The organism is Qipengyuania vulgaris (assembly GCF_009827325.1).
Taxonomy (GTDB): Bacteria; Pseudomonadota; Alphaproteobacteria; order Sphingomonadales; family Sphingomonadaceae; genus Qipengyuania; species Qipengyuania vulgaris.
This window is the reverse complement of record NZ_WTYC01000004.1, coordinates 77,930-99,046: the sequence shown is the minus strand read 5'-3', so window position 1 is coordinate 99,046 and position 21,117 is coordinate 77,930. Positions and strand designations below refer to the sequence as shown.

The 21,117-nt window shown below is 60.4% G+C and carries 22 protein-coding genes; 16 read left to right on the top strand and 6 right to left on the bottom strand.

The genetic code is table 11. From position 1 onward, the window contains the following. The 3 genes from ribB to GRI69_RS09040 all read left to right on the top strand — a co-directional run bounded on the left by ribB (position 1) and on the right by GRI69_RS09040 (position 2,000). Positions 1-1,239, top strand: coding sequence for a 3,4-dihydroxy-2-butanone-4-phosphate synthase (ribB, locus tag GRI69_RS09050; protein WP_160727961.1), 1,239 nt, complete (start codon positions 1-3; stop codon positions 1,237-1,239). A 4-nt stretch (positions 1,240-1,243) separates the two neighbouring features. Then, entirely contained in the window at positions 1,244-1,666 is a 423-nt protein-coding gene (gene ribH / locus GRI69_RS09045; RefSeq protein ID WP_160727960.1) for a 6,7-dimethyl-8-ribityllumazine synthase, read from the top strand. A gap of 82 nt (positions 1,667-1,748) precedes the next feature. Further along, the gene (locus GRI69_RS09040; RefSeq protein WP_160727959.1) at positions 1,749-2,000 is read left to right on the top strand and encodes a hypothetical protein; all 252 of its coding nucleotides are present in this window, start codon (positions 1,749-1,751) and stop codon (positions 1,998-2,000) included. Between the two features lie 3 nt (positions 2,001-2,003). Here the strand turns inward: GRI69_RS09040 and eno are convergent, their stop codons facing one another. Further along, complete coding sequence (eno, locus tag GRI69_RS09035; RefSeq protein WP_160727958.1) at positions 2,004-3,293, bottom strand: phosphopyruvate hydratase; 1,290 nt, start codon at positions 3,291-3,293, stop codon at positions 2,004-2,006. 176 nt (positions 3,294-3,469) lie between these two features. On the opposite strand from eno, the gene GRI69_RS09030 reads away from it, so the two are divergent. The 6 genes from GRI69_RS09030 (at position 3,470) to GRI69_RS09005 (ending at position 6,306) form a co-directional block, all read left to right on the top strand. Continuing rightward, on the top strand, positions 3,470-4,114 hold the full coding sequence (locus GRI69_RS09030) for a hypothetical protein (RefSeq protein WP_160727957.1): 645 nt from the start codon (positions 3,470-3,472) through the stop codon (positions 4,112-4,114). Between the two features lie 23 nt (positions 4,115-4,137). Further along, positions 4,138-4,566, top strand: a complete 429-nt coding sequence (locus GRI69_RS09025) for a phage holin family protein (protein ID WP_160727956.1) — start codon at positions 4,138-4,140, stop codon at positions 4,564-4,566. Beyond that, positions 4,563-4,907 carry a hypothetical protein gene (locus tag GRI69_RS09020; RefSeq protein ID WP_160727955.1) on the top strand — a complete coding sequence of 115 codons (345 nt, stop codon included), beginning with the start codon at positions 4,563-4,565 and terminating at the stop codon, positions 4,905-4,907. Before GRI69_RS09025 ends, GRI69_RS09020 begins: the two co-directional genes overlap by 4 nt. A gap of 39 nt (positions 4,908-4,946) precedes the next feature. Beyond that, a complete protein-coding gene (locus tag GRI69_RS09015; RefSeq protein WP_160727954.1) occupies positions 4,947-5,456 on the top strand; it encodes a hypothetical protein in 510 nt (169 codons plus the stop codon). A gap of 105 nt (positions 5,457-5,561) precedes the next feature. After that, positions 5,562-5,792: a DUF4170 domain-containing protein gene (locus GRI69_RS09010; protein WP_160727953.1), complete on the top strand. Its 231-nt coding sequence runs from the start codon at positions 5,562-5,564 to the stop codon at positions 5,790-5,792. A gap of 10 nt (positions 5,793-5,802) precedes the next feature. Further along, the gene (locus tag GRI69_RS09005; protein ID WP_160727952.1) at positions 5,803-6,306 is read left to right on the top strand and encodes a GNAT family N-acetyltransferase; all 504 of its coding nucleotides are present in this window, start codon (positions 5,803-5,805) and stop codon (positions 6,304-6,306) included. Between the two features lie 40 nt (positions 6,307-6,346). Here the strand turns inward: GRI69_RS09005 and greA are convergent, their stop codons facing one another. The 4 genes from greA to carA all read right to left on the bottom strand — a co-directional run bounded on the left by greA (position 6,347) and on the right by carA (position 12,070). Then, complete coding sequence (gene greA / locus GRI69_RS09000; protein ID WP_160727951.1) at positions 6,347-6,814, bottom strand: transcription elongation factor GreA; 468 nt, start codon at positions 6,812-6,814, stop codon at positions 6,347-6,349. Positions 6,815-6,927: 113 nt separating this feature from the next. After that, positions 6,928-10,251, bottom strand: coding sequence for a carbamoyl-phosphate synthase large subunit (gene carB / locus GRI69_RS08995; protein WP_160727950.1), 3,324 nt, complete (start codon positions 10,249-10,251; stop codon positions 6,928-6,930). Next, complete coding sequence (locus tag GRI69_RS08990; RefSeq protein WP_160727949.1) at positions 10,251-10,895, bottom strand: hypothetical protein; 645 nt, start codon at positions 10,893-10,895, stop codon at positions 10,251-10,253. The genes carB and GRI69_RS08990 overlap by 1 nt, the downstream gene beginning before the upstream one ends. Further along, the gene (gene carA / locus GRI69_RS08985; protein WP_160727948.1) at positions 10,892-12,070 is read right to left on the bottom strand and encodes a glutamine-hydrolyzing carbamoyl-phosphate synthase small subunit; all 1,179 of its coding nucleotides are present in this window, start codon (positions 12,068-12,070) and stop codon (positions 10,892-10,894) included. The genes GRI69_RS08990 and carA overlap by 4 nt, the downstream gene beginning before the upstream one ends. Positions 12,071-12,231: 161 nt before the next feature. On the opposite strand from carA, the gene GRI69_RS08980 reads away from it, so the two are divergent. From GRI69_RS08980 to GRI69_RS08955, 6 genes are all read left to right on the top strand, one after another. Continuing rightward, positions 12,232-12,684, top strand: coding sequence for a GatB/YqeY domain-containing protein (locus GRI69_RS08980; RefSeq protein ID WP_160727947.1), 453 nt, complete (start codon positions 12,232-12,234; stop codon positions 12,682-12,684). Further along, positions 12,681-13,379, top strand: coding sequence for a hypothetical protein (locus tag GRI69_RS08975; protein WP_160727946.1), 699 nt, complete (start codon positions 12,681-12,683; stop codon positions 13,377-13,379). Before GRI69_RS08980 ends, GRI69_RS08975 begins: the two co-directional genes overlap by 4 nt. Before the next feature lie 33 nt (positions 13,380-13,412). Beyond that, complete coding sequence (gene dnaG / locus GRI69_RS08970) at positions 13,413-15,293, top strand: DNA primase (protein ID WP_160727945.1); 1,881 nt, start codon at positions 13,413-13,415, stop codon at positions 15,291-15,293. Positions 15,294-15,312: 19 nt separating this feature from the next. Continuing rightward, on the top strand, positions 15,313-17,328 hold the full coding sequence (gene rpoD, locus GRI69_RS08965; protein ID WP_160727944.1) for an RNA polymerase sigma factor RpoD: 2,016 nt from the start codon (positions 15,313-15,315) through the stop codon (positions 17,326-17,328). Between the two features lie 168 nt (positions 17,329-17,496). Further along, the gene (locus tag GRI69_RS08960) at positions 17,497-18,909 is read left to right on the top strand and encodes a PAS domain-containing protein (protein WP_160727943.1); all 1,413 of its coding nucleotides are present in this window, start codon (positions 17,497-17,499) and stop codon (positions 18,907-18,909) included. After that, positions 18,906-19,265, top strand: coding sequence for a response regulator (locus GRI69_RS08955; RefSeq protein ID WP_160727942.1), 360 nt, complete (start codon positions 18,906-18,908; stop codon positions 19,263-19,265). Before GRI69_RS08960 ends, GRI69_RS08955 begins: the two co-directional genes overlap by 4 nt. 53 nt (positions 19,266-19,318) lie before the next feature. Here the strand turns inward: GRI69_RS08955 and GRI69_RS08950 are convergent, their stop codons facing one another. After that, complete coding sequence (locus tag GRI69_RS08950) at positions 19,319-20,554, bottom strand: sensor domain-containing phosphodiesterase (RefSeq protein WP_160727941.1); 1,236 nt, start codon at positions 20,552-20,554, stop codon at positions 19,319-19,321. 125 nt (positions 20,555-20,679) lie between these two features. Between GRI69_RS08950 and rpiB the strand changes: the two genes are divergently transcribed. Further along, a complete protein-coding gene (rpiB, locus tag GRI69_RS08945) occupies positions 20,680-21,117 on the top strand; it encodes a ribose 5-phosphate isomerase B (RefSeq protein ID WP_160727940.1) in 438 nt (145 codons plus the stop codon).

Below are 21,117 nucleotides of genomic sequence, written 5' to 3'. Positions count from 1 at the left end.
ATGGATACGATCGAAAAGGTTCGCACGCTGGTCGGCAATGGTTTGATGACCCGCGCCGGCCTTGCCCGTGCGGCAGGCCTCCACGCCAATACCTTGCGGGACTGCACGGAAGATGGCTGGAACCCCACCACGGATACACTCAACAAGCTGGCGGCGTTTCTCGAGGCCAATGACGATACGCCGGTCATAGTCAGTGCCGAGGAAATCATCGACGAGGCGCGCAACGGGCGAATGTATATTCTCGTTGACGACGAGGACCGGGAAAACGAAGGCGATCTCATCATTCCTGCCCAGATGGCGACGCCCAATGCGATCAACTTCATGGCCACTTATGGCCGTGGGCTGATTTGCCTGTCGCTGGACAGTAAGCGCGTCCAGGCGCTTGGCCTGCAGCCCATGAGCCGCGACAACCGTGAAAGCATGCAGACTGCCTTCACCACTTCGATCGAAGCGAAGACGGGCGTGACCACCGGCATCAGCGCCGCGGATCGCTCGCGAACGGTGTCGGTCGCCATCGATCCCACCAAGGGACCGGAAGATGTCGTCACCCCGGGGCACGTCTTCCCGCTTACCGCACGTGACGGAGGTGTTCTGGTCCGCGCGGGGCATACTGAAGCTGCGGTCGATATCTCGCGTCTTGCGGGGCTCAATCCATCCGGCGTGATCTGCGAGATCATGAAGGATGACGGGACGATGGCGCGGCTCGACGATCTCGTCGCTTTCGCGCGCAAGCATGACATGAAGATCGGGACGATCCGCGACCTGATCGAGTACCGTATGCGCTACGATCACCTCGTTGAACGCATCGCCGAAGACAGTTTCGATTCCGATTACGGGGGAAGCTGGAGAATGCTGACCTATCGCAACAAGATCGACGGCAGCGAAAGCTATGTCCTGCAGAAGGGCGAGGTTCGGGAAGGACAGCCCACCCTCACCCGAGTCCACCCGATCTCGATCTTCGACGACGTGCTGGGCAAGCCCTCCCCTCGCAAACGCACGCTGCAGCGCGCCATGCAGGCGATGGGTGAACATGGTTCGGGCGTCATAGTGATCATCACCGGTCGGCCCGCTTCTGGCTATGGCCAGAACGAATCCGAACGTAACGTGGGCATCGGATCGCAGATTCTCGCCGACCTTGGCGTGGAAGACATGATCCTGCTCAGCAATTCGCAGCCCAATGTCGTGGCGATCGAAGGCTATGGCCTGAACATCGTCGATCACATGCCCATACCGGAGTAAGCTCGTGGCCAACTTCCTGATCGTCGAAGCGCGTTTCTACGACCATCTCAACGACCAGCTGATTGCGGGTGCGAAAGCCGCGCTGGAATCCGAAGGTCATTCTGTCGAGATCCTCACGGTCCCCGGCGCGCTGGAAATCCCCGGCGCAATCTCCCTTGCCGCCGACAGCGGACGCTATGACGGCTTCGTTGCCATCGGCGTTGTGATCCGCGGCGAAACCTACCACTTCGAGATCGTCGCAGGCGAAAGCGCGCGCGGCATCATGGCACTGACGATGGACGGTATCGCGATCGGCAACGGCATCCTGACGGTCGAGAACGAAGCGCAAGCCCTCGTTCGCGCCGATCCGAAGCAGAAGGACAAGGGCGGAGAAGCTGCCAGGGCTGCCCTCGCCCTGCTCGAACTGCGGAGCAGGTTCGCAAACTAGATCGGACCGAGGCCTGAATAGCAGCGGTTCTGGAACACAATCAGGTCACGTCCGTCCTCGCCTCTATGCGAGACACGAAATCATGAACGGGCCGCTGGAATGGATTGCTTCGATCGGGACGGTGGCGGCAGCCTCGATGATTGCCTTCGACCTGGGGCGGCGGGCGACCGCCTGGGGCTTCATCCTATTCTGTATCGTCTCGGCACTCTGGATATATATCGGCCTGACCGAGAATGCCATTCCGCTTGCCGCGATGAACGGCGTCCTCCTCCTGATCAATGCCTGGGGGGTCTACCAGTACTGGTTTCACCCCAAGAACCAGACGAACGACTGACAATCAGCAGGTGATCTTGCCGAGGCAATCTCGGCCGGCGTAGATCGCGCTGTCACCCAGTTCTTCCTCGATGCGGATGAGCTGGTTGTATTTCGCGAGCCGATCCGACCGTGCGAGGCTTCCCGTCTTGATCTGGCCGCAGTTGGTAGCAACCGCCAGATCCGCAATCGTCGCATCTTCCGTTTCCCCCGAGCGGTGCGACATCACGGCAGTATACCCGGCCCGATTGGCGATGGTGACAGCGTCCAGCGTTTCGCTGAGCGTCCCGATCTGGTTGACCTTCACTAGCAGCGAATTGGCGAGCCCTTGGTCGATGCCTTCGCGCAGACGCTGGGGATTGGTGACGAAAAGGTCGTCGCCGACCAGCTGGATGGTCTTGCCGATGCGATCCGTCAGCGCCTTCCAGCCTTCGAAATCATCTTCGGCCATGCCGTCCTCGATGGAACGGATCGGATAGTCGCGGCACAGCTTGTCGAGATATTCGGCCATTTCATGACCGTTCAGAGAGAGGTTCTCTCCGGAGATCTCGTACTTACCGTCCTTGAAGAATTCGGTGGACGCACAGTCGAGTGCCAACACGACGTCGTCGCCTGGCTTGAACCCGGCCTGTTCGACCGACCCCATGATGAAATCGAGCGCATCACGCGTGCTGGCAAGGTTTGGCGCGAAGCCGCCCTCGTCACCGACCGAGGTCGCCAGCCCCTTCTCGCCCAGCTTCTCCTTGAGCGTGTGGAAGATTTCGGCACCCCAGCGGACCGCTTCTGCCAGGCTGTCCGCACCCACCGGCATGACCATGAATTCCTGGATGTCGATCGGATTGTCGGCATGTTCGCCGCCGTTGATGATGTTCATCATCGGCACGGGCAGGACGTGCGCTGAAATACCGCCGATATAGCTGTAAAGCGGCAGGCCGCGCGCGTTGGCCGCTGCCTTGGCGGTCGCCATGCTGACGCCCAGAATACCGTTTGCGCCGAGGCGCCCCTTATTATGCGTGTCGTCGAGGGCGATCATGGAATGATCGATGTCGCGCTGATCCTCTGCATCGAAATTCCCAACCAGAAGATCGCGAATTTCGGTATTCACCGCCGCCACTGCCTTGGTCACTCCCTTCCCAAGGTAACGTCCCTTGTCACCGTCCCGCAGTTCCACCGCCTCGTGGGCACCCGTCGATGCACCGGAAGGCACCGCCGCACGTCCGAAGCTGCCGTCTTCCAGAAGGACATCGACTTCCACTGTAGGATTACCGCGGCTGTCGAGGATTTCGCGTGCGTGGATATCGATAATAGCGGTCATTTCGGAACACACTCCAGCGTCTGGTGTTGTAATCATATAAAACACCCCCAAATCGGGGAATATGCGAAGCGCTCTATGCGCCGGAACACACCCGCGCAAGCCGCGTTGGAACCTTGAATGCCGGGGAGTTACCGATGCCCCGGATATAATACGAATTGAGGGCAAGGATCAGAAGCATGGCCGATACTACCGCAAGTTCAGCGCCGAAAAAGCGCAAAACCACGACCACAAACAAAACCAGCACCGCCAAGACGCCGCGCAAGACCGTGGCGAAGAAAGGTGCAGCCAAGGAGATGACCCCCGTGACCAATACCGCCACCACACAGGAAACCAACACCGGTTCGGCCAATCCGCATCGCACCGAGGCCAAGAGTCGTTTCAACGCCGCTCTGGAAGAAGCGAAAGCTGGTGCCGCAGCGCTGAAGGCCGAAGGCCGCGAACGCGCCGCGTCCTACCGCGGTCAGGCCAGGGGCAAGAGCCAGGATTGGGTCAGCGAAGCCAAGACTTATGGCAACGACGCCAAAGTCAAGGGCCGGGAATTGGCGACCGAAGGCAAGGTCAAAACCAGTGACGGCCTTCGTTCGCTAAGCCGCACGATCAACGAGAATGCGCATCAGGTTGATGAGAAGCTTGGCGCGAAATACGGTGAATATGCCCGCAGCGCTTCGACCGCGCTGGAGGACTATGCCGCCAAGCTCGACCAGAAGAGCGTCGACGATCTCGTTGAAGACGGTCGCCAGTTCGTGCGCAAGAGCCCGGGCACCGCGATCGGCATCGCTGCAGTCGCCGGCTTCATGCTCTCACGCCTGTTCCGTCGCTGATCGCTCCGGAAACAGGGGGCGGAATGCTGGACGAAGAACCTAGGAACCGAGCGGGCTACGAAAGCCCGCTCGACACGCCTGACGAGCACGATCAATTTTCCGAGGATGAGGCGCCGCATGGCCCCTCTCTCGCCGATGATCTGCTTGCTCTGTTCGAAGATGGGAAGACCTATGCCGAGGCTGAGGTCGCCTATCAGAAGAGCCGTGCCGGCTATACCGCCAACCGGCTGAAGAGCGCCGTTGCCCTTGGCTTCGGCGCTTTCGGCGTGCTCCACCTTGCATTGATCGCCCTTACGGTAGGCGTCGTGATTGCGCTGATACCGCTGGTCGGTCCGTGGATCGCTACGGCTATCGTTTCGCTCACACTTATCGTGGTCGGAGTCGTGCTGCTTCGCATGCTCAAGAAGCGGATCGACGATATTCGCGCCGCTTTCTCGGACGAAGACGAATGACCGATCGCAAGACCCGCATGCTGGAAGACAAGTATTTGCGTGATTCGGCGCGAGCGCTCGTCGAAGCCGACATGCAGCACCTGAAGACCGACCTTAGCCACAAGAGCATCGGCGCGCGGATCATGGACCGGGCCAAGGAAGGTGCGGTCGATCTCTATGAGGAAGCCGTCGATGTCGCCGAAGATAACAAGGGGGCGCTCGCTGCCTTGGTCGCGGCCATAGTGGTGTGGTTCGCCCGCAATCCTATCCTCTCGATCTTCGGCCTCGGTCGCGAAACCGAAGAAGACGAAGCCGATGAGTGGGACCTTCGCGACGAACTGGCGGAACGCTTCGGTCGCTGAGACCGTTGGTTTAGCGAACACCAGATAATGAGGTAAATCATGGCAGACTCCGCCCAAGACAACGTCACCCCGATCAGCGCCGACAGCAAGCTTACCGATCAGGAAAAGCGCGAACAACTCCGTGCCCGCATCGAGGCTGGCGAGAAAAGGCACGAGGAGCGCAGCTTCATGGATCAGGCGAAGGATGTTGCGGATAGTGCCGTCGATTTCGCCAAGCGGCACCCCGTAGCTACCATCGCCGGAGCCATTACCATTGGTCTCGCAATCGGAGCGATGACTCGCCGTGGACGCGATCTTGGCCGCCGCGGTGGCTCATTTGCCGCGTATGCCGCAGATGCCGCCATTGCATATGGGCTTTCCATGCTCGAAGGTGCTGGCGACAAGATCGAGGATTTCGGCGACGCTGCAGGTACCCAAGCCCGCCGGCTGAAGCGCGACACAGGATACCGGCTCGATTCCATGGGTGATACCCTACGTTCGAACAAGCGCCGGGCCGAACGCAAGTCCTCGCGCGCCTACCGCGATCTACGTGCGCGCCTGACGAACTAAACGCTTCCTAAACCAACTTGCAGTAGCGGCGTGACAGGGTTGCCTGTCGCGCCGCTTCCGCTATGGGCGTGGCCGTTATCTCCTCCCTTGAGAAAGAACGGACCAATGGAAGAAAAAGAGAGCAAACAGACGCTCTACCTCGTGATGGGCGGCCGCGTTACCGATCCGCGCAGCGTCACCTTTTCCGACCCTGAAAGCATCCACGTAGCAGGCGTATATTCCACCTATGAAGACGCGGAAAACGCCTGGCGCGCCAACGCCCAGCGCACCGTGGACGATGCCGAAATGAAGTACGTGATCGTTCACTTGCACAAGCTGCTCGATCCGGAAGCCTGAGGGTTCGGCAATGGGCTATTCGATCCGCTCGTTCGAAGAAGGCGATGCCGAAGCGCTCGCCGAACTCGGGCGCGCGGCCATCGGCGCAATCGGCCGGGACGCCTATAGCGAAGAGCAGGTCGAAGCCTGGCTGTCGAATTTCGCAGGTCCCGAAGTCTATCAGGCACAGGCAGATGCGGGCACCCAGATCTTCATCGCTACAGACGATGACGAGGTGCCTGTTGCCTATGCCATGCTCGAACAGACCGGGCACCTCGACCATCTCTACTGCCATCCCGACCATACCAACGAAGGCATAGCCTCCAGCCTGCTGGAAACGGCGGCGCTATACGCCAAGTATCACGGGATCACCCACCTCTTCACAGAAGCGAGCGAGATCGCGAAACCGGCTTTTGAGAGCGCCGGCTATACGGCGATGAAAAAGCGAACTTTCGAGATCGAAGGCGTGGAAATCACGAATTGGGCGATGGTAAAGACCATCGAACCCGCGAGCCAGGCCAAGAACACCGCGTGATCGTAAAGCGCAACACTTCAGGCGGCGCTTCAGGTTTGGGTCAGACGAATTCGATTTTGTCGATCAGGTAGAACTTGTCGCCGCTCGGCACGGTGACCTCGACCTCTTCATCGACCTGCTTGCCGATAAGTGCGCGGGCAATCGGCGAAGTGTAGCTGATCCGCCCATTGTTCGCATCGGCTTCGGTCTGCCCGACGATCTGGTACTTTACCGGCTTGTCGTTCTCGTCAAGCAGCGTAACCGTTGCCCCGAAAATGACCTTGTCGCCCGAAAGCGTGGTGGGATCGATGATCTGCGCGCGGCTGATCTTGTCCTCAAGATCGCCGATCATCGCCTCGACCTGGCCCTGGCGTTCCTTGGCGGCATGATATTCGGCGTTCTCGGAAAGATCGCCATGCGCGCGCGCTTCCTCGATCGCATCGACGATCCGCGGCCGTTCAGCCCGAAGCGCCTTGAGGTCTGCGGTCAGCTTTTCATAGCCCTCGGCCAACATCGGCACTTTTTCCATGGGGGCTTCAATCCTTCCTGCTTGCCGTACCCAACCGGACAATTCGACCGTGCCCCGCGAAATTGCGGAGCCTATCGTGATCGAATGTCTGGAAGGTACGCGTGTTTTTCTTGTCAGCTATAATAGTCTTGCAGGGAACGCACTTCAAGCTGCTCGGTCGAAACCTCCGCAATTGCGCGCGCTGCGGCCAAACTGCCTGCTGCTGTCGTATAGTAAGGCAGCTTCTTTTCGAGAGCGGCCTCGCGGATCGACTGGCTGTCGAGCAGCGACTGCCAGCCCTCTGTAGAGTTGAAGATGAGTGCAACTTCTCCATCGATAATCGCATCGACGATATGCGGGCGTCCCTCGGCCACCTTGTTGACGCGCTCCACCTCCAGGCCCTGTTCCGACAGGAAGCGCTGGGTGCCCCCTGTCGCGATGACGCGGAAACCCTGATCGATGATCGTCTTCACGGCGGGAAGGATGACCTCCTTGTCGCTGTCCTTCACCGACACGAACACCGTACCCTCCGTGGGAAGCTGCATTCCCGCGCCGAGCTGCGACTTGTAGAATGCGGCAGGGAAGCTGCGGTCGATGCCCATGACCTCGCCGGTCGACTTCATTTCGGGCGAAAGCACGGGGTCGGAGCCGGGGAAGCGCGCGAAGGGGAAAACGGCTTCCTTTACAGCCATATGGCCCGGCCTGATCTCGAAGGGCTCGAAGCTGGACAAGGGCTCACCCGCCATCACGCGCGCGGCGATCTTGGCGATGGGCCGCCCGATGGCCTTGGCGACGAAGGGGACCGTCCGGCTCGCGCGCGGATTAACCTCGATCAGGTAGACCTCGCCCTCCTTGACGGCGAACTGGACGTTCATGAGGCCGCGCACTTCCAGCGCTTCGGCGAGCGCGGTCGCCTGACGTTCCATTTCCTCGATGATTTCCGCAGGCAGGCTATAGGGCGGCAGAGTGCAGGCGCTGTCTCCCGAATGGACACCAGCCTCCTCGATATGCTGCATGACGCCCGCGATGCGGACCTCCTGGCCATCTGCGATTACATCGACATCGCATTCGACCGCATCACGCAGGTACTGGTCGACCAGAACCGGGCTTTCACCCGATACGTTGACCGCAGTGTTGATATAGTCATCGAGCTGCGCCTCGCTGTCGACGATTTCCATCGCCCGGCCGCCGAGAACATAGCTGGGACGGAGCAGGACGGGATAGCCGATGCGCTGAGCCCAGGCTGCCGCTTCGTCGCGATTGCGCGCGATGCCATTCATCGGCTGCTTGAGCTTCAGCTGGTTGACCAGGCGGGCGAAACGTTCGCGGTCTTCGGCAAGGTCGATCGCGTCGGGGCTGGTACCGAGGATGGGGATACCCGCCTGCTCCAGCGCGGCGGCCAGCTTGAGCGGGGTCTGTCCGCCGAACTGCACGATCACACCGACCACTTCGCCCTTGGACATTTCGACGCGCATGATCTCCAGCACGTCCTCCTCGGTCAGCGGCTCGAAATAGAGGCGGTCGGAAGTGTCGTAATCGGTGGAGACCGTTTCCGGATTGCAGTTGACCATGATGGTCTCGAACCCTGCCTCGGCCAGCGCGAAGCAGGCATGGACGCAGCAGTAATCGAATTCGATGCCCTGCCCGATCCGGTTGGGACCTCCGCCGAGGATGACGATCTTCCTGCGGTCGCTAGGGTCCGCCTCGTCTTCGGGCTCACCGAAGCTCGGGGCTTCGTAGGTCGAGTACATATAGGGCGTGACCGCTTCGAATTCGGCGGCGCAGCTGTCGATCCGTTTGTAGACCGGATAGACGCCGAGCTTGTGGCGCAGCTTGCGCACTTCCTGTTCCGAAGTCGCACCGGCCATGGCGCGAAGGGCATCGTGCAGCAGGCCCGAACGCCGCGCCTGCGTTTCAGCCATGCCGCCCGCAACGCCGACCGAACGCACCGCCAGCGTGGCGAGCCGCTTGTCCGAAAAGCCCATTGCCTTCAGGCGGCGCATTTCCGTCTCGTCGCGCGGCAGGCCGTTGTGGCCCAGCATGTTCTCTTCGTAGATGATCGCTTCGATCTGACGCAGGAACCAGGGGTCGAAACCGGTGATCTGGGCCACTTCCTCGACGGTGAATTCCTCGCGGAAAGCCTGCGCGATCCGGAGGATGCGGTCGGGCGTGCGCTGGCTCAACGCAGCGGTGATCTTTTCCCGGCTGACACCTTCGAGTTCGGGTACGCGGTTGAACCCGTCGAGCCCGGTTTCGAGGCCGCGCAATGCTTTCTGGACCGATTCCGCGAAGCAGCGGCCAATCGCCATCACCTCGCCGACCGACTTCATAGCCGTGGAGAGTTCGGGTTTGGCTCCCTTGAATTTCTCGAATGCGAAACGCGGGATCTTGGTGACGACATAGTCTATCGTCGGCTCGAAACTGGCCGGGGTCGCCCCGGTGATTTCGTTCTGCACCTCGTCCAGCGTATAGCCTACCGCCAGCTTCGCAGCGACCCGCGCGATGGGAAAGCCGGTGGCCTTGGATGCCAGTGCGGAGGACCGCGAAACGCGCGGGTTCATCTCGATAACGATCAGGCGGCCATCTTCTGGATTGACTGCGAACTGTACGTTCGAACCGCCTGTTTCTACACCGATTTCGCGCAGCACCTCGATGCTAGCGGTGCGCATGATCTGGTATTCCTTGTCGGTCAGCGTCAGCGCCGGGGCGACGGTGATGGAATCTCCCGTATGCACGCCCATCGGATCGACGTTCTCGATCGAACAGATGATGATGCAATTGTCCTTGCGGTCACGCACCACCTCCATTTCGTATTCCTTCCAGCCGAGGAGCGATTCCTCGATCAGGACTTCGGTGGTGGGGGATGCGTCGAGCCCTTCGCGCACGATCCGCTCGAACTCGGCCCGGTTGTAGGCAATACCTCCCCCGGTTCCGCCAAGCGTGAAGCTGGGCCGGATGATCGAAGGCAGGCCGGTCCGTTCGAGCACGGCATAAGCCTCGTCCACGGTCTTCGCCACGCCGCTGCGCGCGCTTTCGAGGCCGATCTTGTCCATCGCCTGGCGGAAACGCTGGCGGTTCTCGGCCTTGTCGATGGCGTCCGCATCGGCGCCGATCATCTGGACGCCGTATTTCTCCAGTGTGCCGTCGTGATAGAGCGCCAGCGCGCAATTAAGCGCGGTCTGCCCGCCCATCGTCGGCAGCACCGCATCGGGCCGCTCCTTCTCGATGATCTTGGCGACGATCTCGGGCGTGATCGGCTCGACATAGGTGGCGTCGGCCATCTCCGGATCGGTCATGATCGTGGCAGGGTTGGAGTTGACCAGGATGACCCGGTAACCCTCCTCCTTCAGCGCCTTGATCGCCTGCGTGCCAGAATAGTCGAACTCGCAGGCTTGGCCGATAATGATCGGGCCAGCGCCAATGACGAGGATCGAGGAGATGTCAGTGCGTTTGGGCATTACAGCAAACCTAAAATTAGAGTGCCCAAAGTGAGCAATCCGCCAACTAAAATATAGCGGTAGGCATCTTCGATACCGCCTTCGATTACAGCCTTGATCCGATTCCATACCAAGAAACGGAAAGCCCCCACCGCGAAGTTGCGGCCTTTCTCGACCATCCCCTTCCATGAGGCCACGCTGGCTAGTGTTTCATCTCGAAGTGCTTCGTCTAGGGAGTTGCTCGTCCGGATGGCTTCCGAAACGTCTTCGATTGCGGCAAGTGCTTCGTCAGCATCTGATTGATTATCACCAAAGCCGACCATGCGGTCTGAAGCAGGAATCAGCCTCTGCTCAAGCGTTGCGAGCGGGTCTGACGATCGCTCCTCAACCTCCTCCAAACGGTTAAAAACTGCGCGCTCAACTTCGTAGTAACCTGCCTCAGAAATGCGGTATTTCGTGGGAGAGTTCATGACATAGGAAGCTCGCGCGAATTCGTTGCTCACAAGCGACTGCAGCGCCATTTCAAGTCGCTGTAGACCGAAATTTCCCTCAATTAGGGTCCCTGCTTCTTCCGCAGATATACTTCGGTCTCCGCTTTGAGCGTGGCGATACAGTGCTTCGAGCACGCGACCTTTCAGTTCGTCTTGAGAAATATTTTCACTCACCCCAGCATCCCCACGAACTTCTCAAAGAGGTAGAAGCTGTCCTGCGGCCCCGGTGACGCCTCGGGGTGATACTGCACACCGAACGCCTTCTTGCCCTTGATGCTGATCCCGCAATTGGTGCCGTCGAACAGCGATACGTGGGTCTGCTCCACGCCGTCGGGCAAGGTCTCGCCATCGACCGCGAAGCCGTGGTTCATGCTGGTGATCTCAACCAGACCCTCGCTCTCGCCCCAACCCCCACCGACGCGCTGGACGGGGTGGTTGGCGCCGCGGTGGCCCTGGAACATCTTGGCGGTTTTCGCCCCTGCGGCGAGGCCGAGCATCTGGTGACCGAGACAGATACCGAATAGCGGCACGTCGCGCTCCAGCAGTCCCTTGATCACCGGTACGGCATATTCGCCCGTCGCCGCCGGATCTCCGGGGCCGTTGGACAGGAACACACCTTCGGGTTCCATTGCGAGGATGTTCTCGAGGCTGGTCCGCGCAGGCACGACCGTGACCTTTGCCCCCGCCTTTACGAGATTGCGGAAGATATTGTCCTTCGCGCCGTAGTCGATGGCGACGACGTGTGGCTTGCGGTTGTCAGCTTTCGAGAATCCCGTTCCAAGCTGCCAATAGCCGCCTTGCCAGTTCTCATGCGCATCGCGCGTTACGCCGGGCACGAGGTCCAGCCCTTCCAGCCCGCTCCACTCGGCGGCCTGCTTCTTCAGCGCCTTCATGTCGAACTGGCCGCGCGGATTGTGCGCGATCACGGCATTGGGCGCGCCCCGGATACGGATGCGCCGCGTCAGCGCGCGGGTGTCCACGCCGGAAAGACCGATCTTGCCGTGCCGCACGCACCATTCCACGAATTCGTCACGCGCCCGGAAGTTCGAATGACGCGTCACGTCCTGGCGCACGACGAGGCCGACTGCGCCGAGCTCGCGGCTCTCCACGTCTTCCTCGTTCGCGCCGACATTGCCGATATGCGGAAAGGTGAAGGTCACGATCTGGCTGTCGTAGGAGGGATCGGTCATCACCTCCTGGTATCCGGTCATCGCGGTATTGAAGCATACTTCGCCCACCGCGCTGCCGGAAGCGCCGAAACCCTTGCCCCAGATGCAGGTGCCATCTGCCAGAACGAGGACTCCCGTCGCATCTTTGGGTTGCGCGTGCGAAAATGCGGACAGGGCCATGGGCGCTCCGGGTCAGGGGTTTCCAGCGATGTGTGCTAAGTCCCAGCCGCTAAGGGCAGCGACGAGTCCCGTCAAGCGTCCTGACGGCGGAACACTTGGCTTTCCGCGGCCTTCCATTAAATGAGGGTCGAAACATCCACAGTTTAGGCAGAAGAGACAAAATGCTCCGCGAACAGATCCAGTCCGAGACCGTCACCGCCATGAAGGCGAAGGAAAAGGAGCGCACGGCCGCGCTCCGGCTCATCGGCGCGAAGATCAAGGACCGCGATATCGAACTGCGGACTTCGGACAAGAAGCCGGGCGATAACGAGCTGGTCACCGATGTGCTGATGAAAATGGCCAAGCAGCGCCGCGAATCGATCGAGATGTATGAAGCCGGTGGCCGCCAGGAACTTGCCGACAAGGAAAAAGCCGAACTCGCCGTCATCGAGGAATTCCTGCCCAAGCAAATGAGCGAGGACGAAACCCGCGCCGCGATCGCCCAGATCAAGGCAGATACCGGCGCAGAGGGCATGAAGGACATGGGCAAGGTCATGGCCGAACTGAAAGCGCGCCACGGCGCCACACTCGACATGAGCAGGGCGAGCGGGTTGGTGAAGGAATCGCTATCTTGAAAAAACTCCTGCTGATCGCGCCGCTTGCGCTTGCCGCCTGTTCCCAGAGCGAGCCCGAGCCGCCCCCCACGCCCACGCCGACGCCCACCGTCGCCCAGCCGCGTGCCCTGGCGCCCGCAGACCTCGATCTGTCCACTCTGGGAGCGAAGATCGTCGGCCCTCAAGGGCCCGAAGTTGAAACCGTGTTGAGCGCCGGAAACCGCGAAATCGGCAAGATGACAAGCTTCGTCGCCTGTCCCGAAGAGGCGGAGGTTTGCGTGCCCGGCGACATGCCCGAAGGTACGATCTACACCTACGTTCACCGCGTTACGCTGGCGGATGCTCCGGCTGAAGAGCAGGAAGCACAACCGACTGAAGGCCCGGAAGTGATCGAGAGCGCGCCGACGCTCTTTCGCATGACGCAGGAAGCGCAAGGCTTCAACCGCGCGGTCGGCTACTCGAATGCCCAGGCGCTGGAAGCTCTTGGCAGCGAGGATGCGATCTCGATCACCAGCGACGGTGGCCAGCTGATCTGGCGCGTGACCGAGGGCGGTGGCTGGAAGCCCGGATCGACAATTACCTTCTGGTGGCAATCGACCTTGCCGCCTGCCGGTCCGGCAGATGCCTACCTGCTGGAGGTCAACGGCAACCAGGCAGTGGCTAAAGGGCCCTTCCCCGCCGAAGAAAAACCGGCAGGGGCACCGCGCCCGAACTAGCGATTGGCAGCACGCCGTTATAGGACAAGGGGCATGGCCCTCTCACCCCAATGGCTGGACGAATTGCGCATGCGGACAACGCTGTCCGCCGTGATCGGCCGCAGCGTTCGGCTGACCAAGGCGGGGCGGGAATTCAAGGCATGCTGCCCGTTCCATAACGAGAAGACCCCGAGCTTTTACGTCAACGACGAAAAGGGCTTCTACCACTGCTTCGGCTGCGAGGCACATGGCGATGCCATCCGCTGGCTGACCGACCAGCGCGGCATGCCGTTCATGGATGCCGTGAAGGAACTGGCTGCCGAGGCGGGGATGGAAGTTCCCGCACCCGACCCACGATCTGCGGAACGCGCCGAGAAACGTGCAAGCCTTCACGATGTCACCTCCGCAGCGCAGCAATGGTACGTCGACAAGCTGGCTTCTTCCGAAGGCGCAGAGGCGCGGGTCTATTTGAAGAACCGGGGCTTTTCCGAAAAAGTGGTGCGCGAATTCGGCTTCGGCTTCGCACCATCCGACCGCCAAGCCCTCAAGAACGCCCTGCCCTTCGATGAACCCATGCTCATCGAAGCGGGGATGCGGATCGAAGTCGAAGGTAAAGACCCCTACGACCGCTTCAGGGGCCGCCTGATGCTCCCCATACAAGACACGCGCGGCCGGGTAATCGCATTCGGCGGACGCATTCTCGATGCGGATATGCACGGGCCGAAATATCTCAACAGTCCCGACACGCCGCTCTTCGACAAGGGGCGCACGCTCTACAATCTCCACCGTGCCGCGCCTGCCGCCCGCCAGACCGGCCGGATCGTGGTGGTCGAAGGCTATATGGATGCCATCGCACTCGCAAATGCCGGGATCGCGGAAGCAGTCGCGCCGCTGGGCACGGCGCTGACCGACTACCAGATCGAACTCCTCTGGCGCCAGGTAGAGCGGCCCATCCTGTGCTTCGATGGCGATAACGCCGGGCAACGCGCCGCCATGCGCGCCATCGGACGCGTGCTTCCGATGCTTCGCCCCGGCCATTCGCTCGCCATCGTGCGTATGCCCGCAGGCAAGGATCCGGACGATATCCTGCGCGAGAGGGGCACCGCCGCGATGGAGGAACTGCTCGCCAATCCCGGAAACCTGCTCGACACGCTATGGGCCTTCGAGCGCGATGCAATGCCGCTCAATTCTCCCGAAGAGAAAGCCGGGCTGAAGGAACGGTTGTTGCAGCATGTCGATGCGATCCAGCACCCCGACATCAAGGCGCTCTACAAGCGAGAGCTGCTCGAGCGATTTTCCAGTTTCGCCTTTCCGCCTCGCCCTCCCCGGGAATTCAAGCCGCGTGGACAGTGGCAAGGGAACTTCAAGCCGCCCCCTCCCCGCCTTTCGCCTGAAACCGCGGCAAGATTGAAACACGCCATGTCGGGCGGCTCGCGCGACACTCTTTCGAGCGCCGTGATCCACGGACTTCTGCGCCATCCCGGCGAGATTGCCCGGCACGAAGCGGCGCTCTCGCGCTTCGCCGCGCGTGACCGAAATGTCGGTCCAGCGATAGATTCCTTGCTCGCCGCTGCGGAAATGCTTGATTCGCACGCCCAATCGCCCATATCGCTGCCAGAAGGCCTACCCGCCCCACCGGCAAACACCCGCTTCGCCTTTCTAGATAAAGGCACCGACCCGGTTAATGCGCGCGAGGATCTGGCTGAAGCCGTGTCGTTGCTGGTCGAAAGGCCGGCCCTCGAAGCTGCGCTCGCCGAGGCGACTGCGCGATTCGAAACCGACCCCGAAGGAGCTTTCGCCGAACAACAGCGTTTGTTGAAGCGGAAGCTCGAATTCGAGGCGCGACTCGGACACATGGCAAGTCGAAGGGCCGCTTCGTCGGCCACCAAGGATAGAGACAGCGCGCAGGATGCAGAACCTGCGGGCGGTGCATAGAACGGACCGATTGCAGTTTATGGCCACCAAATCGAAGTCTGGCGACAAGGATGACGCTCCTCTCATTGATCTCAATGAAGCGTCGATCAAGAAGCTCATCACCAAGGCGAAGAAAAAGGGCTACGTCACCTATGACGAGCTCAACGATGCCCTGCCGCAAGGCGAGATGAGTTCCGACCAGATCGAGGACATCCAGTCCGCCCTGTCCGAAATGGGTGTGCAGATCGTCGAGAACGACGAGGATGCGGAAGCGGAAGACGAGGTCGAGGAAATCGCACCTGCGCCCTCCTCCGCGAAAGAGAAGGAAACCAAGAAGGCCGCGCCGAAAAAACTCGCCGTCGGCGAACGGACCGACGATCCCGTCCGCATGTACCTGCGCGAAATGGGCGCAGTGGAACTGCTCAGCCGCGAAGGCGAAATCGCCATCGCCAAGCGGATCGAGGCTGGCCGCGATATGATGATCATGGGCCTGTGCCAGAGCCCGATCACGTTCCACGCAATCATCCAGTGGTCCGAAGCGCTCAACAACGAGGAAATGCAGCTGCGCGAGATCCTCGATCTCGATGCGATGCTTTCCAAGGAACCGCCGGCTGACAAGCTGGCCGAAGGCGCGGAAGACGATGACGACGACGGCGAGATTTCCGAGGAAACCGCCGGTCCGACCATCCGTGATGATGACGAGGAAGAGGACGACGATTCCGATTCTGAAAGCGAAGACGGCGAAGAGGGTTCATCCAAGTCCGACGACGAGGATGAAGACGAAGACAACACCATGTCGCTCGCGCAGATGGAAGCGGCGCTCAAGCCCGATGCCATCGAACGCTTCGCCCGCATCAAGGACCTGTTCGGCAAGTTCGAAAAGCTTCAGGCAGAGCGCGTGGACACTCTGGGCCGCGGCGATGCTTTCGCTCCCGCCAAGGAGAAGAAATACGAAGCGCTGTCTGACCAGCTGACCGCCGAAGTCGAAAGCGTCCAGTTCCACGCGACCAAGATCGAATTCCTGGTCGACAACCTTTACGCCTTCAACCGCCGCCTGACCGCACTCGGCGGTCAGATGCTGCGTCTTGCCGAGCGTCACAAGGTCAAGCGGATCGATTTCCTCGATGCCTATATTGGCAACGAACTCGACGACAATTGGATGGACGACCGCGTCAAGAAGGACAAGAAGTGGGCTGCCTTCGCCGAGAAGGAAGCCGATGCGATCGACCGGATCCGCACCGAGATTTCGGATATCGCCAGCGCCACCGGCATGGCGCTGCCCGAATTCCGCCGCATCGTGAACATGGTCCAGAAGGGCGAACGCGAAGCGCGTATCGCCAAGAAGGAAATGGTCGAGGCGAACCTGCGCCTCGTGATCTCGATCGCGAAGAAATACACCAATCGCGGCCTGCAGTTCCTTGACCTGATCCAGGAAGGCAACATCGGCCTGATGAAGGCCGTCGACAAATTCGAATACCGCCGCGGCTACAAGTTCAGCACCTATGCGACCTGGTGGATCAGGCAGGCCATCACCCGCTCGATCGCCGATCAGGCGCGCACGATCCGCATCCCGGTCCACATGATCGAGACGATCAATAAGCTGGTGCGCTGCTCGCGCCAGTTCCTCCATGATCAAGGCCGCGAACCCACGCCCGAAGAGATGGCGGAGAAACTCTCCATGCCGCTCGAAAAGGTGCGCAAGGTGATGAAAATCGCCAAGGAGCCGATCAGCCTCGAAACCCCGATCGGCGACGAGGAAGACAGCCACCTCGGCGATTTCATCGAGGACAAGAACGCAATCATCCCGGTCGATGCTGCGATCCAGGCGAACCTCAAGGAAACGGTTACCCGTGTCCTGGCCAGCCTCACCCCGCGCGAAGAACGCGTCCTGCGCATGCGGTTCGGCATCGGCATGAACACGGACCACACGCTTGAGGAGGTGGGCCAGCAGTTCTCGGTCACACGCGAACGTATCCGCCAGATCGAGGCCAAGGCGCTTCGCAAGCTCAAACATCCGAGCCGAAGCCGCAAGATGCGCTCGTTCCTCGACCAGTAAGAGAGTTGGTTCACCAGCTCGATTTGTGACTGAAGTGTCACACTGACCGGCGCTTGTTGAAAGGCAGGAACGCTATGCTTTCCCGCGCTTTCCTCACTGCATGTGGGTGGGCAAAATTACAGAAGGCTGTGTGGCAGGTCGCAAAGGCTCGTCAGACGGGTGCCGGGCATGACTATCGATTTTCAGAGGGTGCTCGCGCACTCACCCAATCCCTATGTCATCCTCGATCCGTCGCTGACCATAGTATGGGCGAACAATGCCTATCTGGCGGTGACTGGCAGAAAACTGGCCGAGATAGAGGGCAAGGGAATGTTTGAGGCCTTCCCCAGCGAAGGCCAGAGCCATCGCCAGCTTAAGTCCTCGTTTGAGAGAGTTCTCGCGACAGGGCAAACGGACGAGATCGCCCACATCCCGTACCAGATTCCGAATGCGGACGGCCGTTACGACACACATGTGTGGAGCGCGACCCACGTGCCTTTTCTCGATGCGGAAGGCGCAGTCGAATACATCCTCCAGCACACGGTCCAGATCACGGGGATGGAAGAGTCCGGCTCCGAACGGGACGCTGCCGGCGTGGCACGCCGTGCGGAGGCCGTCGAGCAGCGATATCAGGGTGCAACGAAGCAGCTCGAACGCTTCCGCGCGCTCCTCGAACAGGCACCGGGCTTCGTGGCCGTGGTCAGCGGGCGGAGGCACCGGTTCGTGATGGCCAACGCCGCATATCGCCAGTTGGTCGGCAAGCGCGAACTCGTGGGCAAGACTGTGGCTGAGGCGCTGCCCGAAGTTATCGACCAAGGCTTCGTAACCCTCCTGGACAAGGTCCTCGAAGAAGACAGACCCTATTTCGGCAAAAAGGAAAGGGTCCTGCTCAAAACCGGGGACAGTGACGAACTGGAGGCGCGCTTTCTCGAATTCATCTACCAGCCGATCCACGGGGCGGAAGGTTTTCGAGGGATACTGGTGCAGGGCCACGACGTGACCGAAGAAGTCGCCTTCGAAGAGCACCAGCGCATCCTCATCAACGAATTGAACCACCGGGTGAAGAATACCCTCGCAGTGGTGCAGGGACTTGCGCAGCAATCGTTCCGCAACGACGACGGCGCGCGTGGTCTCGAAGTGTTTACGGACCGGATTTCCGCGCTGGCGAGCGCGCATAATCTTCTGACCGAACGGAGCTGGGAATCGGCCGATTTGAGAACGATCGTCGAAGGTTCGCTCGAAGCGACCGCAGGGTTCGATTCTTCACGCTATTCTCTCGATGGTCCTGCCATCGTGCTCGACCCTCAGGCTGCCGTGGCTCTTGCCATGGTGGTCCACGAACTGAGCACCAATGCCCTGAAATACGGCGCGCTTTCAAATGAAGAGGGTACCATCGACATAAGCTGGGCTACCGGGGATTCTGGAAAAGACACGTCCTTGATTATCGATTGGGAAGAGCGCGGCGGACCTGCCGTCAACGAACCGAGCAGAAGCGGCTTCGGCACCCGATTGATCAAGCGCGGTTTCGGAAACCCGCGGAGTACTACCCAAATTGACTACCGCCCAACCGGCCTTCACTGCCGTATCGAGGGTAGAATATGAAACTCGCAGGAAAGCATGTGCTCGTCCTTGAAGACGAACCGATCATTGCGTTCGCTCTGGAAGACATGCTGATCGACGAGGGCTCGACCGTAGTGGTCACCAGTTCGCTCAGTGACGCGATGCAAACTCTATCCCATGAGGAATACGATTTTGCCATTCTCGACGTGAACCTGCACGGAGAAAAGAGCTACCCGCTTGCCCATGAACTGAGAGAACGGGGTATACCATTTGCCTTTGCCACAGGCTATGGCGACGCGGAACATCCGGAAGACTTTGCCAGTGTGCCCACCCTGACGAAGCCATACTCTTTGGCCCAGATCGTGCAGACCGCGGCCGAGGCTTCCGATACGGACTGACGCGAATCAAGCGTGACAGCTTCCATGGAAGCGATACGCGTCGGATCGGTCGCTCAATTCTTTTTCAAATACCGCACAGCTTCCGGGATCGGCATGGGTTTCGCGTAGAGGTACCCCTGTCCGTATTCGACGCCCAGATCCTGCAGGACGTTTGCTTCCGCAGCATATTCGATCCCCTCGGCGATAAGTTTCGAACCGATAGCTTCGGCGAAGCGAACCATTGCGCCCACCAGTGCCCGCCGCGCCACGTCCTCGTGGATATCGCGCGTCAGGCTCATGTCGAGCTTGAGCAGGTCCGGTGAAAGATCGACCAGATGTCGCAGGCCAGCGTAACCCGAACCCACATCGTCGATCGCAATGCGCGCGTAGCGTGAGATCGGTTCGAGTGCCTTGCGCAACGCGGCAAAATCGCCGACCTGCTGGTGCTCCGTGACTTCTATGACAAGGTTTCTCGGGCCGACTTTCTCCAGAATGGCCTCGAGCGCACCTGACATTATCGCTTCGGGTGACGCATTGACTGAAACGTAGAACTCCGAAGGGATCAGATCGACGCTGGCAAGCGCGCATTGCACAGCGAGCAGTTCAAGTTCCACGCCGCGACCGATTTCGGCAGCCTCGTCGAACCATTTGTCCGGGCCGCGCATCATCGCGTCGGGAAAACGCGCCAAGCACTCCACCCCGACCGGCTTCCCTCCCCGGATAGAGTGGATGGGCTGCTGGACAATCTGCATACCGCTGCTGTCGATCAGTTTGCTGATCCGCGCATCGAGCCTGTTTGCGCGCTGGTCTTTTTCCAGGTGCTCCTCGATCTGCTCGACCGCCAAGGTGGCGAAGGCGCGTAGAACATCGACATCGCGCTGGGTCATGGTCCGGTCGGGATTGCGGCTCAGACAGCAGAAGCTCCCGTAAAGCGTGCCGTCGGACAGGCGCAGCGGCGTATTGAGATGGCAACCCACGGGAAGGAATTCGGTAATGGCCATGGTGCTGGTAAAGGGATGGTCTGCCGGATCCTGAATTAGTTCAGGCAGCCGCCCCTCGGCTATATGCCAGCAATAGCTATTTTCCCGCGGGTCGCGAAAGCCTGGCCCCATCGGCAAATCGAGATCGGAATCGACATGCGTCAGTTCCTTCTCGTTATTTTCGACATAACGCGAAACGAAGGCGATCTCGGTGCCGAGATGGACGCGCACAGCGTGGAGGATCCTGTCGATCGATCCATTCTGGAGCGGTTCGGCCGGTATTCTTGAGGCCGCGGCAGGCACGAGCATGGATTGGGCGAGCATCGTCATACCTATGTTCCTAGTCGCAATTTATTAAGGAAATTGACCAGCTTCGGCCGCCGGAGACACGTTCGTGTGCAAGAGATCGGCGAACGGGGTGGAGAGAATCGCTGTCAGCACCTATGGGGCTGACCATGCGTATCGCCCTTGCATCCGACCATGCCGCCATCGAGCTGAAAGCCCTTCTGCGCGATTGGCTTATCGAAATGGGTCACGAAGTCGCCGACCTCGGGCCCGAAACCACCGACAGCGTCGATTATCCCGACTTCGGCTACAAGCTGGCCGAGGTCGTGGCAGACGGCACGGCAGAACGCGGCATCGCATTGTGCGGCAGCGGCATCGGCATCTCGATGAGCGTGAACCGCAATCCGAAACTCCGGTGCGCACTCGTTGCCGAACCTCTTTCCGCCAGCCTGTGCCGCGAACATAACGACGCGAATTGCATTGCGCTTGGTGCGCGGCTCATCGGGGTGGACATGGCGAAAGCCTGCGTCACCGCCTTCCTCGAAACCGAATTCGCCGGCGGGCGCCACCAGCGCCGCGTCGACAAGCTCTCGAACCCAAATTGCTAA